Source organism: Sphingopyxis sp. (assembly GCF_034380315.1).
Classification (GTDB): Bacteria; Pseudomonadota; Alphaproteobacteria; order Sphingomonadales; family Sphingomonadaceae; genus Sphingopyxis.
Map to the genome: position 1 here is coordinate 142,350 of NZ_JAXMPB010000001.1, position 17,477 is coordinate 159,826.

General features: G+C 66.8%; 17 protein-coding genes. 5 read left to right on the plus strand and 12 right to left on the minus strand.

What is annotated here, in order from left to right; all coding sequences use genetic code 11:
• Positions 1-88: 88 nt before the first annotated feature.
• A complete protein-coding gene (locus U0S50_RS00740) occupies positions 89-1,309 on the minus strand; it encodes a polyhydroxyalkanoate depolymerase (protein WP_322306837.1) in 1,221 nt (406 codons plus the stop codon).
• Between the two features lie 178 nt (positions 1,310-1,487).
• On the opposite strand from U0S50_RS00740, the gene U0S50_RS00745 reads away from it, so the two are divergent.
• The 3 genes from U0S50_RS00745 to U0S50_RS00755 all read left to right on the plus strand — a co-directional run bounded on the left by U0S50_RS00745 (position 1,488) and on the right by U0S50_RS00755 (position 5,170).
• Positions 1,488-3,296, plus strand: coding sequence for an ABC transporter transmembrane domain-containing protein (locus U0S50_RS00745; RefSeq protein ID WP_322306838.1), 1,809 nt, complete (start codon positions 1,488-1,490; stop codon positions 3,294-3,296).
• Between the two features lie 46 nt (positions 3,297-3,342).
• The gene (locus U0S50_RS00750; protein WP_322306839.1) at positions 3,343-3,879 is read left to right on the plus strand and encodes a DUF1993 domain-containing protein; all 537 of its coding nucleotides are present in this window, start codon (positions 3,343-3,345) and stop codon (positions 3,877-3,879) included.
• A gap of 424 nt (positions 3,880-4,303) precedes the next feature.
• Positions 4,304-5,170, plus strand: a complete 867-nt coding sequence (locus U0S50_RS00755; RefSeq protein ID WP_322306840.1) for a hypothetical protein — start codon at positions 4,304-4,306, stop codon at positions 5,168-5,170.
• Between the two features lie 288 nt (positions 5,171-5,458).
• On the opposite strand, the gene U0S50_RS00760 is transcribed toward U0S50_RS00755, so the two are convergent.
• The 7 genes from U0S50_RS00760 to U0S50_RS00790 all read right to left on the minus strand — a co-directional run bounded on the left by U0S50_RS00760 (position 5,459) and on the right by U0S50_RS00790 (position 13,849).
• Positions 5,459-5,881, minus strand: a complete 423-nt coding sequence (locus U0S50_RS00760; protein ID WP_322306841.1) for a biopolymer transporter ExbD — start codon at positions 5,879-5,881, stop codon at positions 5,459-5,461.
• Positions 5,882-6,344: 463 nt separating this feature from the next.
• Positions 6,345-7,463: an OmpA family protein gene (locus U0S50_RS00765; protein WP_322306842.1), complete on the minus strand. Its 1,119-nt coding sequence runs from the start codon at positions 7,461-7,463 to the stop codon at positions 6,345-6,347.
• 130 nt (positions 7,464-7,593) lie between these two features.
• Entirely contained in the window at positions 7,594-8,046 is a 453-nt protein-coding gene (locus tag U0S50_RS00770) for a DUF2793 domain-containing protein (protein ID WP_322306843.1), read from the minus strand.
• Positions 8,047-8,059: 13 nt separating this feature from the next.
• Entirely contained in the window at positions 8,060-10,237 is a 2,178-nt protein-coding gene (locus U0S50_RS00775) for a phage tail protein (protein ID WP_322306844.1), read from the minus strand.
• Between the two features lie 18 nt (positions 10,238-10,255).
• Complete coding sequence (locus U0S50_RS00780; RefSeq protein WP_322306845.1) at positions 10,256-10,663, minus strand: NlpC/P60 family protein; 408 nt, start codon at positions 10,661-10,663, stop codon at positions 10,256-10,258.
• A 25-nt stretch (positions 10,664-10,688) separates the two neighbouring features.
• Positions 10,689-11,528 (minus strand): DUF2163 domain-containing protein, encoded by an 840-nt coding sequence (locus U0S50_RS00785; protein WP_322306846.1) that lies wholly within the window; start codon positions 11,526-11,528, stop codon positions 10,689-10,691.
• Positions 11,522-13,849 carry a DUF2460 domain-containing protein gene (locus tag U0S50_RS00790; protein ID WP_322306847.1) on the minus strand — a complete coding sequence of 776 codons (2,328 nt, stop codon included), beginning with the start codon at positions 13,847-13,849 and terminating at the stop codon, positions 11,522-11,524. Before U0S50_RS00790 ends, U0S50_RS00785 begins: the two co-directional genes overlap by 7 nt.
• A gap of 389 nt (positions 13,850-14,238) precedes the next feature.
• On the opposite strand from U0S50_RS00790, the gene U0S50_RS00795 reads away from it, so the two are divergent.
• Positions 14,239-14,823 (plus strand): hypothetical protein, encoded by a 585-nt coding sequence (locus tag U0S50_RS00795; RefSeq protein ID WP_322306848.1) that lies wholly within the window; start codon positions 14,239-14,241, stop codon positions 14,821-14,823.
• Positions 14,824-15,432: 609 nt separating this feature from the next.
• On the opposite strand, the gene U0S50_RS00800 is transcribed toward U0S50_RS00795, so the two are convergent.
• The 4 genes from U0S50_RS00800 to U0S50_RS00815 are packed head-to-tail and all read right to left on the minus strand — an operon-like array spanning position 15,433 to position 16,970.
• Entirely contained in the window at positions 15,433-16,014 is a 582-nt protein-coding gene (locus U0S50_RS00800) for a tail tape measure protein (RefSeq protein ID WP_322306849.1), read from the minus strand.
• Complete coding sequence (locus U0S50_RS00805; RefSeq protein WP_322306850.1) at positions 16,007-16,237, minus strand: phage tail assembly chaperone; 231 nt, start codon at positions 16,235-16,237, stop codon at positions 16,007-16,009. The genes U0S50_RS00800 and U0S50_RS00805 overlap by 8 nt, the downstream gene beginning before the upstream one ends.
• A 2-nt stretch (positions 16,238-16,239) precedes the next feature.
• Positions 16,240-16,551, minus strand: coding sequence for a gene transfer agent family protein (locus tag U0S50_RS00810; RefSeq protein WP_322307268.1), 312 nt, complete (start codon positions 16,549-16,551; stop codon positions 16,240-16,242).
• Positions 16,552-16,562: 11 nt separating this feature from the next.
• Entirely contained in the window at positions 16,563-16,970 is a 408-nt protein-coding gene (locus U0S50_RS00815; RefSeq protein WP_322306851.1) for a phage major tail protein, TP901-1 family, read from the minus strand.
• Positions 16,971-17,018: 48 nt separating this feature from the next.
• Here U0S50_RS00815 and U0S50_RS00820 point away from each other — a divergent pair, with 48 nt between their 5' ends.
• Positions 17,019-17,354, plus strand: coding sequence for a hypothetical protein (locus U0S50_RS00820; RefSeq protein WP_322306852.1), 336 nt, complete (start codon positions 17,019-17,021; stop codon positions 17,352-17,354).
• Positions 17,355-17,477 lie beyond the last annotated feature (123 nt).

The window sequence follows — 17,477 nt, forward strand, 5'->3', positions numbered from 1 at the left end:
CCGAAGCGCGGCCACCGCCAGCATCGCACTCCACCGCCGTGGGCTGAGGTGTCCCGGCGCTGCTCAAAAGGGAAAAAGTCGCGACCGACTATTTGGCGTTCGCGCGCATCCAGTCCTCGACCACCGGCGCGATATCCTCGCGCCATTTGCGGCCGTTGAAGATGCCATAATGGCCGACGCCCTTCGCCATCAGATATTTCTTCTTTTCGGCGGGCAAAGACTTGGCGAGCGTCAGCGCCGCCTTGGTCTGGCCGATCCCTGAAATATCGTCGCGCTCGCCCTCGATCGCCAGGATCGCAATATCCTCGATCGCGGTCAGGTCGACCGGGCGGCCGCGGTGCAGCATCTCGCCCTTCGGCAACAGATGGCGCTGGAAAACGGCATCGACGGTCTGCAGATAAAATTCGGCGGTCATGTCGCACACCGCGCGATATTCGTCGTAAAATTCCTTGGTCTTGTCGGCGCTTTCGCCGTCGCCCTCGACCAGATGCTTGAACATCTCCCAATGGCTCATCAGATGGTTGCCAAGGTTCATCGACATGAACCCGGCGAGCTGCAAAAAGCCCGGATAGACGCGGCGCCCGGCGCCGGGATAATAGGCCGGAACCGTCGCGATCACATTTTCCTGGAACCAGGCATAGGGGCGCGTCGTCGCATGCTGGTTCACCGCGGTCGGCGCCTTGCGGGTGTCGATCGGTCCGCCCATCATGGTCAGCGTGCGCGGGCGGCACTTGTTGCCCGCCGCCGACATCACCGCCGCGGCCGCCAGGCTGGGAACCGACGGCTGGCACACCGCCAGCATATGGGCGCCGGGTCCGATATGCTCCATCCAGCCGATCAGATAGTCGATATAATCGTCGAGGTCGAAATGCCCTTCCTCCAGCGGCACGTTGCGCGCGTCGCGCCAATCGGTGATCCACACGTCATGGCCGGGCAGCATGCGCTCGACGGTCCCGCGCAGCAGCGTCGCATAATGGCCCGACATCGGCGCGACGATCAGCAGCTTGGGCGCGTCCTTCGCCCCCTTGTGCTTGAAATGCTTGAGCTGGCCAAAGGGGCGCCGCGCCTCGATCGCCTCGGTCACGCGCACCGTTTCGCCGTCGACGATCGTTTCGAACAGGTCGAACCCCGGCTTGCCGCGCGGCGCCGCGGCGTGCGCGAACACCTCCAGCGCCGATGCGAACATCGGGCTGCCGCTGAAATAACCCAGCGGATTCGCCGGATGCTGGATGACCTGTGCGCCCGCAGTCGCCAGCGCGCTTGCCCCCGCAAGCCAGCTGCGCTGCATTTCAAAGGCGTGATACAACATTCTTCGCTCGTTCCTTGCGTTGCCCACGGCGCTCTTCCGGCGCCTGTTGTCAGGCGCGCAGTCTAGGCAATCGCCTTCATTGTGCAACGCATCATTTCGTTCCGCTTCACATGGCTTGAAGCCCAGCGCCACTTTGGATCGTTGAGCGGCGGCATCGCGGCTGCTAGGGCCGTCGACGATGGCGACGACAACAGACCAGACCGCGCCCGCCGCGACGACCGCCGCGGCCCCACCCCGCCGCAAGCTTGGCAGCCTGCGCATGATTGCGCGCTATGCCGGGCGCTATCCGCTGCAATTGCTGATCGCGGGCATCGCGCTGGGGGTCGCCGCGCTTGCGACGCTCGCGATACCCTATCAGTTCAAGGAGATGATCGACTCCGGCTTCATCGCGGCCGGGGGCGACGTCGCCCCGCATTTCCGGCTTTTCTATATCATCGTGCTCGTGCTGGCCCTGGCGACGGCACTGCGTTTCTATTTCGTCAGCTGGCTTGGCGAACGCACGGTCGCCGATATCCGCCAGGCGGTTCAGCAGAATCTGCTGCGCCTTGCGCCCGGATTTTTCGAAGAGAACCGCCCGTCGGAAATCGCCTCGCGCATGACGTCCGATACCGCGATCATCGAACAGGTGGTCGGAACGACGGTGTCGGTCGCGCTGCGCAATACGGTGATCGGTATCGGCGGGATCATCTATCTCTTCACCCTGTCGCCCAGGCTGACCGGCGGCATATTGCTCGGCATTCCGGTGATCATCCTGCCGATCGTGCTGCTCGGCCGCCGTCTCCAGAACGTCTCGCGATCGAGCCAGGACCGCGTCGCCGACATCGGCGCGACTACCGCCGAACAACTGGGCGCGATGAAGATCGTCCAGGCGTTCGGACAGGAAACGCGCGAAGCCGACCGATTCACCGCCGCCGTAGAGGCGAATTTCGCGACCGCAAAGCGCCGCGTTCGGCTGCGCGCCACCATCACCGCGGTCGTGATCGGCCTGCTTTTCGGCGCGATCACCACCCTGCTCTGGTACGGGGCAGAGGGGGTCGCGGCGGGAACGATCACCGGCGGCACGATCGCCGCCTTCGTGCTCACCGGCGGTCTCGTCGCGGGCGCCTTTGGCGCGCTCACCGAAGTCTATGGCGATCTGCTCCGCGCCGCCGGGGCGGCCGAACGGCTGAGCGAGTTGCTGAGCGCCGAACCCTCGATCGCGCCGCCCGCACGGCCGCAGGCGCTTCCCGAACCGCCGCTCGGCACGCTGGCCTTCGAACAGGTCGAATTTCGCTATCCGACGCGGCCCGATGCGCCCGCGCTCCACGATTTCTCGCTCGCCATCCGGCCACGCGAAACGGTCGCCATCGTCGGCCCGTCAGGGGCCGGAAAATCGACCCTCTTCCAATTGGCCGAGCGCTTCTATGATCCGCAGGCGGGCCGCATCCTGCTCGACGGCGTGCCGCTGACCGATGCGGATCCGGCCGCGGTGCGCGCGCGCATCGCCATGGTGCCGCAGGAAACGGTGATCTTTGCCGCCTCGGCGCGCGACAATCTGCGCTATGGCAATTGGGACGCCAGCGACGATGATCTGTGGGCCGCCGCCCGCGCCGCCAATGCCGAAGAATTTCTGCGCAAGCTTCCCGACGGGCTCGACACCTTCATGGGCGAAGGCGGTGCGCGGCTGTCGGGCGGCCAACGCCAGCGCATCGCCATCGCGCGCGCGCTGCTGCGCCGCGCACCGCTGCTGCTGCTCGACGAAGCGACCTCGGCGCTCGATGCGGAATCGGAAAAGCTGGTCCAGAATGCGCTCGAAACGCTGATGCACGATCGCACCACGATCGTCATCGCGCACCGGCTTGCCACCGTGCGCGCCGCCGACCGCATCGTGGTGATGGACGAAGGCCGCATCGTCGAGGAAGGGTCGCATGACGATCTGGTCGCCGCCGACGGCCTCTATGCCCGGCTTGCCCGGCTCCAGTTCCAGGACAATCCCCTTCCCGCCTGAACAAAGGCCCGCCTGAACAAAGGCCCGCCTGAACAAAGGACAGCGCATGCTCTACGACCAGACGATTTCGGCTTATGCTCCGGCGCTGCGCGCCCTGTCGACGGAACTTGGCAAGGCTGCGGCCTGGGCCCAGACCAATGACATCGGCGAGCTCCAGTTCGCCGCGGCGCGGCTCGCGCCCGACATGTACCCCTTGTCGTCGCAGGTCCGTTTCACCTGCCTGCAGGCGCTGCAACCCTTGGCCCGGCTCGCCGATATGGCGGTTCCGGAATTTCCGGACGATGCCAGCGACTTCGCGGGCATGCAGGCGCAGATCGCCGGCACGCTGGCCTTTCTGGACGGCGTTGCACCGGCCGAGCTCGGTGACGATGGCGACCGCGCGGTCGGTTTCACGCTGCCGAACGGCATGGCCTTCGACATGACCGCGGCGAGCTATGTGCGCGACTGGGCGAACCCGCAATTCTATTTCCACCGTGTCGCGGCCTATGCCGTGATGCGCCACATGGGCGTCCCGCTCGGCAAGGCCGATTATGTCAATTACATGATGCAGTATCTACGCCCCGGGACCGCCCCCGCGGCCTGATGGCCCGCCTGCACAGCTAACGCCCCCAAGCGGGCGATCTACCGGGAACGGCAGGTCGGATCGCCGATAGCGTGACGGATTTAGGGCGCGGGCCCCGATCCGGATCAGATGGCCGGTATCGCCCCCGAACGTCGCCGTTGCCGCCCCCCGACCCGTTCGCATCGAGCGAAGTCGAGATGCCCATCGGGCCAGGTGCGGTGTCGATGGGTGCCTCGACTTCGCTCGACACGAACGGAAAAGGAGGTTCGTCGGCTAGCGACCGATCTCTGCCGCTCAAGCGATTGTGCGGACCTCTTAAAAGCGGCCTTTCCGAAGTCAGTCGTCATTGCCAATTGCTGGGTTATGGGAATGCCACACCTTATTTAGGATTTACTGCCATTTCCCGATCGGCCGTTAAGGCAAGGAAGCGATAGAGGGCAGTACAATGGAAATTATCGTCGACTTCCTGAAAACGATGCAGTTTCTTCTGCTCGTCAAGATTGCCCTATTCCTAGTCATCGGGTTTGGGCTTGGGGCTGCCGGCTTCGTAACTCGTAAGTGGTGGCTCGTGGCCATCGGCTTGGTTCTAGCATTGGGGCAATTTGTTTGGCCATGGGTCTCCAACAGGAGCTATGAGAACGAAATCGAGGCGCGAAGGGAGTATGTCCAGAAGCTTCCAAAGATCCCACTTACAGGAAATTATCCCCGTCTTCTTGTGTTAGAAGGAGACTTGAGCCCGGTTCCACCAAGCTGGTTTATAGCGGTGGGATACTTCGACAAAGTGGATTTCTTGGGCCGCCGATTGGCTGCCAGCCAATCAGCCGCTTCTTGTCGCGAAGCTGCCCTTGCGATTCACGACCCCGGCAACCCTAGAATGCCAAGGCGATTTGGTAAGAATGCCCATCAATGGCTGGAGAAATGTACCGAGGACACCGGGCCGAGCACACCTGACGCCGATGCGCTCATTCTTCGTATAGATCGAAAGACGACTCTCTATGACCGTAAACAGGTTCGCCTACGGGGCATCCCGAGATCTATCCAGTTGTCGCTTCGCAGAAACAAGAAAGAGAAATTGGTCCACTACGATGAAATTCCGACGCTTGCTTACCCAGAAAGCGCTACGAGGCTGCTCCCCGAAGGATACTATCAAGCCTGTAAACAATTCAACAATCTGCAGATCGTCTCTAATATTCTCGATGCAGCAATGTCGCCGAATCAGGCTAATTCTCTGATGAAAAGAGGGTCTGTTCGCAGGTCTGAATATGATTCCTGCATTGCATCCATCGCCCCCCAGATCAAAGTGAGTGACTGATTGCCGCGCAATAGACTGCCAACGACGGCCGCATTTCCGGTCGCGTGACCGGAAGCGGCCTGTCTGCAACCTTCCCCATATCAGGCATTCGCTACTGACGACCGGTTGCGATCGCCCATAACCTTCCTGTGCCGCAACCATGGAAAGGTGGGGAGACGCTGGAGGGGGTCTTTCCAGCCGCCGCCCCGTTGCGCGCCCTCCCCATCGCGGCGCGGCAACGAGGAACCGATAACGGCGGCCCTCTCATTCGAGAACTGCCGCTTCGGCCTCCGCGGCTCGGAACGGCCGTCAGATCAGGGCGCGGTATCGATCGATTCCGGGAAAGCTTAATCGGGTCGCGCCATTGCGGCGAATTGCCCCAATGGCCTGGTCGACGCGCAGATAGCGCGCGTTGGCGTCGGGTTCAAAGGCGATGGTGGCCGCCTGCGGCCGCTCTGCCGCCTGTTTTACCAGCGCGCCAAGTTCTGCCAGATCGACCGCCTCGCCGTTCCAGCGGATGATATCGGCGGGATCGATCGTCACCCGATTGCTATCGGCGATCGCCACCCCGGGTGTATCGACCGGAAGCATCACGTCGACGCTGTGGGTCGGCGGCGGGATGGTGATGATGAACATCACCAGCATGACCAGCATGACGTCGATCAGCGGGGTGGTGTTGATATCGGGGCTGATGTCGGGCTTTGCACGGAAAATACTGCGGCGTCGGCGCATTTCCTCTCTCCCTTGCTGGCGCAGGGGGCGCGGATACCGAACGGCCGCCCCGCCGCGCGCTTCGCTGATCCGCCGCCTGGGCCAAGAGGGCAACCAATCGGCGGTCGACACATGATGTTATAACATCATTCATAAGGCAAGCCGAAATTTATGCTCGCCAGAAAGCTATCCTGCGACGCTGGTTCGCGCCGGACGGCACACCGATTGGATATAGCCACCGGCCGCAACCGACCCGATCCCACGCCGCCAGCCGCCGAAAAGCGGGCACCCGCAGCACCGACAGCACACCGCGGCGCCCGCCGCCGGGGTAACGGCAGCGTCCACGCCGCCTGCCCATCGCCGCTACGGCGGCCGGGAAGAGCCGAACAAAAAGCCACATATCCGCGGCGCCACAAAAAAGGGCGGCACCTTGCGGCACCGCCCCTCTTTTTCGTCCAAACCCTGTCGGGAATGGAAACCGGTCTTACATGCCCGAGTTCGGACCGTAAGTGATTTCCACGCGACGGTTCTGGTCATTGCGGACGCCATCGGCGGTCGCAACGGCCGGACGGGTTTCGCCAAACGCTTCTGCGCTGATCGAGCCATCCGAAACACCGCGTGCGGTCAGGTAGCTGCGAACCGCATCGTTGCGGCGCTGCGACAGACCGACGTTGTAGCGGGCGTTACCCGAACGGTCGGCGTGACCGGCGAGCATAACCTGCGTACCCGAGCAGCCACGGTTATAGGCGCTGATCGCGTTGTCGAGAGTCGAAGCGGCTTCCGGCGTGATGTTCGACTGATCCCAGTCGAAGTACACGATGTACGGCCCAGGCGCACATTCCACGACCGGCGGCGGAGGCGGCGGCGGGGGCGGCGGCGGGGGCGGCGGAGGCGGCGGGGGCGGCGGGGGCGGCGGGGGCGGAGCTTCCGCGCCACCGAAGTTGTAGGTCAGCGTCCCCATCAGCGAGTGCGAACGGAAACGGCCCGAAACATCGCGGCCAGCCTGATCGACCAGATCCAGACCCGTGGCGTTGAAGAAGCGGTACTTCAGGCCCGCATCCCAGTTACGGCTGATCGGAGCGCGAACGCCCGCGATCGCCTGCCAGGCAAAGCCCGTGTCCGAATCGTCAAGGAACGCGCCGGCGAAGACGGGTTCGACCGACACGCGCGCCACACCGGCACCACCGCCGATGAAGCCCTGCAGGCCATCGTCGTCGCCGAAGTCGAGCATACCGTTGACCATGAAGCTCAGGGCGTTCGTGTCACCGTTCAGCGGCGTTGCGCCGGTGAAGGAGCCAGTGCCATTGGCATTCGACGGAATGCCCGGAGCGCCGAAGGTGCCCGACTTGATGTCGGCTTCGCGATAGCCGACTTCGACTTCCGCACGGAAACCGCCGAAGTCATAGCCGACGACGCCTTCGAAGTCGTAACCGGTCCGGTGATCCAGCGTACCAGCGTTATTCGTGGCGCCGATGTCGAGGTCAATGTCCTCGACGATCATCACACCACCACCAACACCGACATACCAAGAGTTGTCGCGAGCCAGGGCCGGCGACGCCAGGGCAGTGGAGGCCAACGCCACAGCGACGGCAAGCTTCCTCATAGTAGGTTCCCCTTTCAATTGAGTTTTACGTCTCGTCAGACGTCCTACTCGTGCCTTTGGTTCCACGCAAGCTAACAAATCGTCAATATGTTGCCAAAAAGTCGCACTCGATACGGTTTTCCAGCGAAAATTACGCCGGAATCAGAAGACCATGTGTCGCAAGTTGCGATATTATGGCCGCAATGGCGACCCGCGCTTCAGAATCAATCGTGGCGCCGCCGACCGGATCGGCGACCGAACCGGGCGCATTCCACCCCCCGCCGCCGAATCTCTGAATCGCGCCATCGGACGCGCGCACCGCCCGCATCCCGATGCGGGGAACGACAAACCGCCATCCGCCCGCGGTCCAGATCGCCAGGGCGGCGGCCTGTCCGCTCCACGCCCCCGTCGGCGCCCCTCCGACGATCCAGCATTGCCCGGCGGCCGGGGCAGCCGGCGGCGCATCGAGCGGCCCTGCCTCGACCACCGTTTGGACCAGTGCATCGATCATCGAAAGCGCTTCATTGTGCGTCACCTCCTTCTGCGCCTGCGCCACCGCGAGCAGGGGGAGCGCAAAGCGCGGCGTCGTCATCGGTTCGGACATGATATGATCCTTCTCAGTTCAGCGGCAGCATCAGCGGCTGCGACAGGTGAAAATCCCCGACCTGGCGGACCGCGATCGCGGTTCCCGGCGGCACCGCGGCGATGACCGCGGCGGGTATCATGAGTTCGGCCGCGCTGCATTCCCATGGCCCGATGCCCGCCACCGCGGGTTCCAGCCCGACCAGCCAGGCCTCGCGCGCTTCGCCCAGCGCCAGGTCGACCTGGTCGCGCCAACCGGTGTCGGCGCGGCTGCGCCGGATCCAGCGAAGCAGCACGCCGCCGCTGCCGTCGGGCTGGATGCTACCGTGAATCGGGGACAAAGGCCGCAGCGCGGCCGCAGCGGCGGGGACATCCACCTCGGTCATCGCGGTCGCGTTGCGCGGCGCCCATTGCAATCGCGCCGCGCCGCCCTCGGCCCAGCCCGCCAGCCCGTCGGGCAGCGGCAACAGCGCCGGGTCATCGAGCAGGACGAAGGGCGTACCCGCGCCGTGCCCCGCCCCCGCATCGCTTCCGGCCCGCCCGCGCAGCAGGCGCGACAAGCGCCACCGCCCCGGTGCCACCGGCACCGCCGCGCCAAACTGGATCATCTCGGCGCCGATCATCGCGCGGTTCGCACCGCCCAGCAGCTGCATATCATCGACCGATTCCAGACTCATGGACGGGTTGGCGAGCGATACGACCGCCGAATGGATGCGGTCGAACAGCGCCGCGCTGCCCGGCCCCAGCGGTTCGGCCAGCGCGCCCATCGCGGCTGCACCGCGCACCGTCCCGATCGCGACGGGCTCGGCATCGGCGACCGGCACGAACCAGCAATCGGCGCCGCGCCACCCGTCGTTGCTCCCCGCCCCGGCGATCAGCACGCGCGGCACGGCGGGGGCACTTCCCTCCAGATTGGGAATGTCGAACAGATGCACCGTCCCGACCGCATCGGGCCAGTCGGGCGCGGGGACCGCGACGCCGGGATCGGCGCCCAAATCTCCCTCGGGCGGCGGCAGATACCGGCACAGCATGATCCGCAGCGCTTCGGCCTGCACCTTGCGTTCGGCGACGCGCCACGCGCTCCCGTCGCCAAGGCGCACCAGCCCGCCGACCGGCAGGGCCAGGACCGCCAGGTCGCCGTGCCAGACGGTGGTTTCGCGCCCGTCCGCCGCCGCGCCCGCCAGCTTGCGCGCCAGCGCGCGCGCCGATGCGGCGGGCAGCACCGCGGGCAGGTCGATGCGCTCCTCGCGCATCCCGCCGCCCGCGACCGCGCTCGTCTGCTGGCCCAGTTGATAGTCGCGCTCGGGCTCATAATGGCGCAAGCGGATCGCGCCGGGCAGCGCCGACAGCGGCGCGCGGCGCTGCTCGGCCCGGTCGCCGGGCGCCTCGGTCCGCCGCGCCTCGCGAAAAGCCGCCAGATCGACCGGCGCCCCCGCGCCGCCCGGCGGCGCCAGCACCCATCCGTCGGCACGGCTCAGCAGGCGAATGCCATCGGCCTCGAACAGCGGCGCCAGCGCCTCGCGCACCCGGCCCCCCGATGCCGCATAGCCCGCGATCGGCCAGTGCCCGATGCACCGCCCCGCCGCGCCGAGCAGGGCATCGCCGATATCGCCGGCATCGACCGCGCCGGCATCGGCCTCGACCTCGAAGGTCAGCGACGGGATGCGATTGCCGAAACTGGCAAGCTCCAGCCCCTCGAACACCGCATAGGCCAGGCCGCGAAACGCGCTCGCCGACGCCGGGCCGAGCGCAGCGGCGATCAGCGGATCGGCGGGCTGATCCTCATGTCCGTCATAAAGGCGAAAGGCGCAGCGTTCGCGAAACGTCCCGCTCGCCCCGCGCAGCAGATTGCCGTCGGCCCAGATCCGCCGCACCGCGCGCACCCGCCGCGACGACAGCGCCACCGCCAGCGACACCGAATAGCTATATTCGGTCACCGATGGCCGCCCCTTGCCGCCGCCGCGCTTGCTCCGCCGCTCGATCAGGTCGGTCGCCCAGATGACGCTGCCCGCGACCCGCATCGTCCCGAACAGTTTCGGTATCTGCTGCCCATAATTGGAGGCCTGAACCTTCAGGTCGGCCAGCCGCGGCCCTTCGCGCCCCTTGGGACGGAAAATCGCCCCGTCGATCTGCTGGCCCAGCGCGGCGCCGATCGCCGCCCCGGCCTGTCCGCCCAGAAATCCGCCGACCACCGTCAGCACCAGCGTCGCCATGATGTCCTCCCGTCCCGTCTATTCGAAAAGCCGCCATCGGGTCGCGGCATCGGGCACCACCGTCGGCGGGCTTTCGACCACGCGGCGCAGCCCGGCATGCGCATGGACGACGATATCCTGCCCGATCATCGCCAGATGAAACTGCCCCGCCGCATCGGCGATCAGCGCGACGTCGCCGTCGCGCCGCTCCGCCCGCACCGGCTGGAACCCTGCCGCCCTCAGCGCCGCCGCGATCCGTTCGGCCGACCAGCCGCGCATCGGATAATCCGCCGGCCGCGCCAGCGCCCGCCCCGCCGCGGCAAAGGCGGCCCAGACCAGCCCGACGCAGTCGAGCCCGGTCGCCGGATCGCATCCCTGCCGCCGGAACGGCACCCCGACCATCGCGCGCGCCGCCGCAAGGGCGCGCGCGCCCATATCGGCGCCCATATCGTCGCCTATATCGTCGGGGCCCTCAGCCACCGGGATAGCGGGTCAGCAGGTCATTGCCCGGCAGATGCGCCTCGCCCCGGAAATTCACGGCATTGGCGAAACGGTCGCGGCAGGTCGCCAGCTGCTTGTCGCATCCCTCGATCAGCCGCACGCGCAGCGGCGGCGCGGCGGCCAGCGGCGGCGGCTCGGCAAGGTGCAGCACGCTGCCCTCGGCCCCGATCACCGGGCTCGCCAGGCCGCAATTCGCGCCCTCCAGCCACAACAGCTCGCCGAACGCCATCGTTCCGGCCGCCGCCCCCGCCGCCACCGGCACGTCGAGCGTCACCGCGCGGCCCGCCAGCGCGACGACGCGGCGCGCGTGGGTGCGCGGGGCCAGATCGACGCGGCACGCCCGGTCGCCCAGCATCGCGCGGCACGACGGCGAGGTCGCGGGACATACCGGCTGGTCGAGCAGCCGCGTCACCCCCTGCAATTCGGCGGCAAAGGCCGCGCCGCGCCGTTCGATCGCGCCCAGCGTCCCGCGCGCGACCGTGACCGGCACCGCCCCGGGCACGCTCCAGTCGATCACGAACAGCCTCAGCGCGGCACCGTCCCAGCGCCCGGCGTCCAGGTCGCGCGCCGCGATCGCGTCGCTCGCGATCGCGCCTTCCAGATCCATCGTCGCCGCATCGATGCTGTCGCTCGTCTCGATCGCCGACGGTTTCATCCCCGGCGCGGCGCGATAGCGCAGCCCATCGACCATCAGGTCGCGGTCGTGCGAAGTCAGGCCGATCGTCACCCCGTCGCGCCGCGACAACCGCCAGCACCAGGCGAGCGTCACCAGTTCGCTGCGCAGCCAGTCGGGCGCGGCGTCGCTCACCATGGCGCGCGCACCTCGATCAACGGCACGCTGGCCAGCTCGCCCGCCAGAAAGGTCGCGCGTCCCGCCTCCAACCGGTCCTCGGCAAAGCGCACCGGCACGTCGAACAAAAAGCCCGCCCGCACCGCGGCGCCCGGCGCCGGGGCGGCATCGAACAGCACCTCGCCCGCCGCGGTCATCGAAAAGGCGGCCGTCTCGATGCCGTCGACCGACACCCGCACGCTGCCCGCGACCGGCAGCCGGATCGCGCGCTGCTGCACCGCGTCGCCGCTGCCATAGCGCTTCACCAGCGCGAACTGCCGCCGCACCCCGTCGCCGATCCCCAGCCACTGGTCGGTGGCGCCCGGCGGCCCGCCATCGGCGGCCGATCCATGGTCGAAGGGATCGCGAAAGCGAAAGGCGCGCGCCGCCCCGCGCCGGGCGCGAAAGAAATCGGCGAGGCAGCGGACATCCTGTTCGGACCGGATTCCCGGCCCGGCATCGTAACGCATCCGCGCCTCGGCCCATTCGCTCGCGCGCTGTTCATGCCCCGATGGCGCGGCGATGATCTGGGTCGAAAATTCGGTGACGACCAGCGCCTCGCGCCCGATCGCCAGCGGAAAGTCCACCGCATCGAAAGCCTGCATCGCATCCTCCTCACCGTCGAAAGCCACAAAGCCGTCGCGCGCCACCTGCGGCAGCGCCCAGACAAAGGCGCGCGCCACCCCGGCGCCCCGCGCGGCATCCGCCGCATCGGCGATCGCCGCCCATTGCGCACGATCCGCCGCGTTCAGCACAAAGCCCGCAAAATAATGCTGTTCGGCGACCGGATAGCCGAGCCGCGCGACCATCAGCGCCCGCGCGCCTGCGGTCTCTCCGCCGCGCCCCGCCGTCACCCAGTCATAATCCTCCAGCTGCAACACGTCGAAGGCCGGCGCGGCCCAGCCCGCGGGCACATTGGCGCGGCGCAGCTCGGGCGCCGCGGCGTCGAGCACGGTGGGCAGAAAGACCAGCAAATGGCTCCCCGCCCAGGCGCCGCCCGCCTCGTGGCGCGCGGCGGCGACCAGCGCCGCGGTCGATACCGCGAGCAGCGCGCCCAGCGCATCGAGCATCGCGCGCGCCTCTGCATCCTGCGGCCCGCGAATATCGGCGATGGCGATGCTCGCGCCGCCCAGCGCCGCGCGCGTCGCCGCATCATAGGCGCACAGCTGGCCGCCCGCATTGGTCCACCACCAGGGTTCGCCGGCCTGGAATTTCACCGCCAGTCCGGCATCCCGCGCGATCGCGACAAAGGCGCGCGCGACCAGCTGCAAATATCCCATCGCCCCGGCATGGGCGGGCGACAACAGCGTCGATGGCGGGCTCCATCCGGTCAGCGCGGGCGCGCCGCCCGCATCGCGCTGTTTCCAGTCGTTCCAGCAATAGGCGTCGAACAATTCGTACGACAGCGACCAGATGATCACCAGCCCCGCGTCGCGGCATCGGGCGGCAAAGGCGGCGTGCCAGGCGCGGCACGGCGTCGCCAGCGTCCCGCCCGCCAGGCTCGCATAATGGCCGCCGCCCAGCGGTTCGAGCCGCATATAATGGCTCATCCCGACATAATGGACGACATCGCCGCGATAGCCGAGCTGGACGATCTGGCGCACCACCCGCGCCGGGGTCATATGATAGCAATCGTCATAGCCGTTCGTCAGGCCCAGCGCCTGTTCGGGCAGCACCGCATCGCCGATCGCCAGCACCGATCCCGACCCGGTACAGGCGATATCCGACATCTCGGCCCAGCCTTCCGCCGCGGCCGCCAGCACGCCTGCGGCGCCGTCATAGGATGGCGGGACCAGCGAGATGAACATCCGGTCGATGTCGCCCGCCCACAGCGGATCGGCCTCGCCGGGATGCAGGAAACCGCCCGCCAGATTGTCGAAATCCAGCGTCACGACCGCATCCTCGCCGCTTCCCGCGGCATAGTTCCACAAGCGCACATACCAGGCGCGCGGATGCCCCGCCGCGTCGCGCCCCTCGATCGTCAGCGTCGGCCCATGCAGCGCGTCGAGCGGCTTCACCCCGCCCGACCGCCAGCGAAAGCGCCATTGCACATGGCGGAAATCGCGGCTGCTTTCATAGGCGAGCAGCGGATGGTCCCAGCGGTCCTCGGCCTCCCAGATCAGCCCGGCCAGATCGTCGCGGTTATAAAAGACCGCATCGACGCGCAGCGCCTGCGGCCCGCTCGCATCGATGCTTGCCATCATCGGCCGCGCGAAATCGATCGTCCAGAACCGCGGATCGAACCGCTTGATCCAGCCCTTGCTGTGATGCGGCTCCGCCGCCGCGACAAGCGCCCAGCCCATCCCCGTCTCCTTTTTCCGTATAGCGAAAACACGAAATCCGGCGGCGGCGCCCATCACCCCCTCCCCGCCGCGCGGCAGGCTCAGAGGGCCGCGCCCGACCGGTTGCGATCGTTGTCTCCCCTCCCGCTCGCGGGCGGGGTCGGGGGTGGGCGGCGACGTTGCGATTGCCCACACCGCTGCAACTGGCGAACAAGGTCGCAAGTTTCGCTACCCCTCCCGCCCGCGGGAGGGGAAACCAGCTCAACGCCTATACATCCGCTCGCCGCCCCATTTCGGTTACTTGTTTGGTTACTTGCTGCCGATCTGGATCGAATGGCCGGAAACGACAAAAAAGGAAGCATTCAGGTTTCCAATATAGTCTGCGCACGCAACCTGAGGGAACGTAAGATATGGACTGGGAGCGACGGAAAGCACTGGCACTCGCCGCAGGCATCGCGTTGTCGGCGGGAATGAGCAAAGATGCATCGGCTTGCAGTCGGCGGCTACCCCCAGCTTTCAGGCCAACCAAAGCCGAGCAGAGGCGGATGCTGGGACAGTTGAAGCTGCTGAAAGATTTTTGGAATCGCGGTCAGCCCGGCCGATTCATCGAACAATATTGTATCGAACATGCGCAACTCAATTACATTCTCGATGGAAGGGGCGGAAATTGGGCCGATGCTGTAACAGCCCTTCGAATCTTTCATGCAAGATATCCAAGAATCACTTCGGACTTTTCTGGAGTTATGTTCGATCCGCTATTGCCATTTTTATACGCATTCGCCGAATTCGAAGAGGCTCCCAAGGCACCTTCAGAAGACGAAGAAATCACCCTCTGCTTTCGCGCAGGAATGGTTCCCGCGTTCATCATTCAAATGCGTTTCGTTGAGTCGTACTATCCGAAAGCCAGCCGTATCCCCGCCGACAAGCCGATTGTCGCACAGCTCAGTTTTCGCGAACATCGGACATTGGCGGGTTGGTTTAGCAGCAACGCTTAAACAGTTTAGCGTCACGCCCGCTCCCCAACCCGGTCTCGCCATTCGCTTTCGATCTACATGGAGCGGCATCAGGCGGTCGTGTCTCCCCTCCCGCTCGCGGGAGGGGGCGGGGGTGGGCAGCGACCTTGCGATTGCCCACCCCGCTGTAACTGGCGAACAAGTTCGCAAGTTTCGCTGCCCCTCCCGCCCGCGGGAGGGGAAACCAGCTCAACCCCTATATATCCGCTCTCCACCCCACTTCGGTTACTTGTGCGGTTACTTGCTGCCGATCTGGATCGAATGGCAGGAAACGACCCCGAAGCCGCCGTCTCCGCCTCCTCAACCCGTTCGCATCGAGCGAAGTCGAGATGCCCCTCGGGCCAGGCGCCGCATCGATGGGTGTCTCGACTTCGCGCGACACGAACGGAAAAACAGGTGCGTCGGCTAGCGACCGGTTGCGACCGGAAGTTGACCTATCCATCATCGTCACCCCGGACTTGATCCGGGGTCCCGCTTGAGATCGAAGGCGATCCGCGCCTCAAAAGAGCGGGATCCCGGATCAAGTCCGGGATGACGAAGGAAGGCAACGTCCGCTTGCCACCCCAAACCAGCCCCACCAGCAATACCCCCCTAATCCTCGCCCTGCGCGACCGCGCGGCGCACCGCGCGCGCCAGTTGCCGCCCGGTCTGCGCCAGCCGCTGCGGCTCGTGCACCGCATCGCCGCGCACCTGGACGCTGATCGCGATATTGCGCACCGCCGCGCCGCCCGTCTCGACCCGGCCGCTCGATGTCGGCACGAACCATTCGGGGCCGCGTTCGCCGACGCGATAGGCGCGCCCGGCGCTCACCGGTCCGCCCGTCGCGCGCCCCGGCGCCCCGAACAGCGACAAGGCCAGCGTCTGCGCCAGCGACAGCAGCCCGCCCGCGCCGCCCCCGCCCTGTCCGCCGCCCAGGATCGCGCCGATGCCGCCCGAAATCGCCGCGCGGGCGATGTCGTTCATCACCGACAGGATGATCCGCTTCAGATCCTCGAACCCCAGCTTGCCGGTCAGGATCGCGCGGTTCAGCGCGCGGTCGATGCCGCGTCCCGCCGCATCGGCGGCGGCGACCAGCGGCCCGTCGAGTTCGGCGCGCATCGCCGCCACATCGGCGCGAAAGGCGCCGGTGTCGGCGCGCACCGCGACCAGCATCTCGTCAATCTCGTCAGTCATCGGGACATTGCTCCATCATCGCGGCCAGCGCCGCGCGGTCGAAACCCACCGCCGCCGCCGCCGCATCGCCCCCCCATCCGCCCAGCACCGCCGCGACATCGGCGGGCGTCGCCGCCCACAGCTCGTCGGGCCGCCACCCCGCCACCCGCGCCATCACGCCGACAAGCCGCGCCGCGGCGTCGCCAATGAAAAGCGCCTCGGCTTCCGCGTCGCGCCCCGCCATCCTCAGCGCCCCTGCAAAATCTGCCCGATCAGCACGCGCAGCGCCGGGGTCACGCCCGCCAGCCCTGCTGCCACCACCGCCTCGCCGACCGCCTCGCGCGTCAGCGTGTCGGGGCGATCCTTCGCGCAGTGCCAGAACAGCGCCGCCAGCTCGCCGAGCGCCAGCCGCCCGTCGGCGGCGCGCTCGACCAGCGCGAACAGCGGGCCGATCTCGGCCTCGGCGGCGACCAGCGCGGCAAAGCTCGGCCGCAGCACCAGCATCGCCCCGCCGACCCGCAGCTCGGCCTCGCCGCGCCGCGCATTGGCGGGCGGCATCGCGGCGGCGCTCACAGGCTCACCACCGCGCCGCTCGATTCCAGGTTCAGCGTGTAATTGCGCTCGCCATTATAATCGCCGGCATAGTCGAGCCGGGTGACGAGGAAGCGCCCCTGCATCCGCTCGCCGCTTTCGAACCGCAGTTCATAGGCGTCGATCGCGCCCGACAGCGCATGGCCGCGCAGCCGCGCCTCGGCGTCGGAGCCGGTAAAAATGCCCGCGGCGCTGACCGACACCGACCGCACCCCTGCCCCCGCCAGCAATTCGCGCCAGCCGCCCGAATCCTTGGTCGTGACGTTGACCGCCTCGCCGTTCACCGACAGCTGCGTTGTGCGCAGCCCCGCGACGGTGCGATAGGCGGGCGGAACCGCGCCGTCACCGATCCGGAGCAGAAAAGCGCTCCCATTTTCAATCGCCATCGTCTAATCTCCTCAACAGAAAATCGCTGCAAAACGGGGAGTCGCGGGATGCTGTTCACAAGTTTGCTTTTGGCCGCCATGGCGCCGTCGCCGTCCGCGGTCGTCGACACCACGCGGGTCGCCTTCACCAAATGCCTGCGCGACCATCTGAAGAAGTCGCTCGAGGCCAAGATGGAAGAGGTCGAATATGAAATGGCGCTGAAATCGGTCTGCACGACCGAACGCGACGCCTTTCGCAAGGCGGTGATCGCGCTCGACCGCTCGGGCGGCGATTCACAGGCCGATGCGGCCGACAATGCCGATATGCAGATCGACGATTATCACGTGAACTTCACCGACAAGTTCAAGGATTATAAATCCACCAACACGATGCCGGGCAACTGAACCGCGCCGATATATCCGGCGAACCGCGAACCGAATGATCCTCCCTGCGGCGCCGCCGTGGGGAGGGGAGCCGCGAAGCGGTGGAGGGGGATCAGCATGGAGCCATCGGCGTTTGAACGCCCG

Excerpts from the sequence above, each read along its gene's own strand:
- U0S50_RS00750 (WP_322306839.1), top strand. The coding sequence starts at position 3,343 with ATGCTCTACGACCAGACGATTTCGGCTTATGCTCCGGCGCTGCGCGCC.
- U0S50_RS00800 (WP_322306849.1), bottom strand. The coding sequence starts at position 16,014 with ATGACTGACGAGATTGACGAGATGCTGGTCGCGGTGCGCGCCGACACC.
- U0S50_RS00765 (WP_322306842.1), bottom strand. The coding sequence starts at position 7,463 with ATGAGGAAGCTTGCCGTCGCTGTGGCGTTGGCCTCCACTGCCCTGGCG.
- U0S50_RS00780 (WP_322306845.1), bottom strand. The coding sequence starts at position 10,663 with ATGGGCGCCGATATGGGCGCGCGCGCCCTTGCGGCGGCGCGCGCGATG.
- U0S50_RS00820 (WP_322306852.1), top strand. The coding sequence starts at position 17,019 with ATGCTGTTCACAAGTTTGCTTTTGGCCGCCATGGCGCCGTCGCCGTCC.
- U0S50_RS00755 (WP_322306840.1), top strand. The coding sequence starts at position 4,304 with ATGGAAATTATCGTCGACTTCCTGAAAACGATGCAGTTTCTTCTGCTC.
- U0S50_RS00775 (WP_322306844.1), bottom strand. The coding sequence starts at position 10,237 with ATGGCGACGCTGGTGCTGACGGTGGTCGGCGGATTTCTGGGCGGACAG.
- U0S50_RS00740 (WP_322306837.1), bottom strand. The coding sequence starts at position 1,309 with ATGTTGTATCACGCCTTTGAAATGCAGCGCAGCTGGCTTGCGGGGGCA.
- U0S50_RS00810 (WP_322307268.1), bottom strand. The coding sequence starts at position 16,551 with ATGCCGCCCGCCAATGCGCGGCGCGGCGAGGCCGAGCTGCGGGTCGGC.
- U0S50_RS00770 (WP_322306843.1), bottom strand. The coding sequence starts at position 8,046 with ATGTCCGAACCGATGACGACGCCGCGCTTTGCGCTCCCCCTGCTCGCG.
- U0S50_RS00745 (WP_322306838.1), top strand. The coding sequence starts at position 1,488 with ATGGCGACGACAACAGACCAGACCGCGCCCGCCGCGACGACCGCCGCG.
- U0S50_RS00790 (WP_322306847.1), bottom strand. The coding sequence starts at position 13,849 with ATGGGCTGGGCGCTTGTCGCGGCGGCGGAGCCGCATCACAGCAAGGGC.
- U0S50_RS00760 (WP_322306841.1), bottom strand. The coding sequence starts at position 5,881 with ATGCGCCGACGCCGCAGTATTTTCCGTGCAAAGCCCGACATCAGCCCC.
- U0S50_RS00795 (WP_322306848.1), top strand. The coding sequence starts at position 14,239 with ATGGACTGGGAGCGACGGAAAGCACTGGCACTCGCCGCAGGCATCGCG.
- U0S50_RS00785 (WP_322306846.1), bottom strand. The coding sequence starts at position 11,528 with ATGGTGAGCGACGCCGCGCCCGACTGGCTGCGCAGCGAACTGGTGACG.
- U0S50_RS00815 (WP_322306851.1), bottom strand. The coding sequence starts at position 16,970 with ATGGCGATTGAAAATGGGAGCGCTTTTCTGCTCCGGATCGGTGACGGC.
- U0S50_RS00805 (WP_322306850.1), bottom strand. The coding sequence starts at position 16,237 with ATGGCGGGGCGCGACGCGGAAGCCGAGGCGCTTTTCATTGGCGACGCC.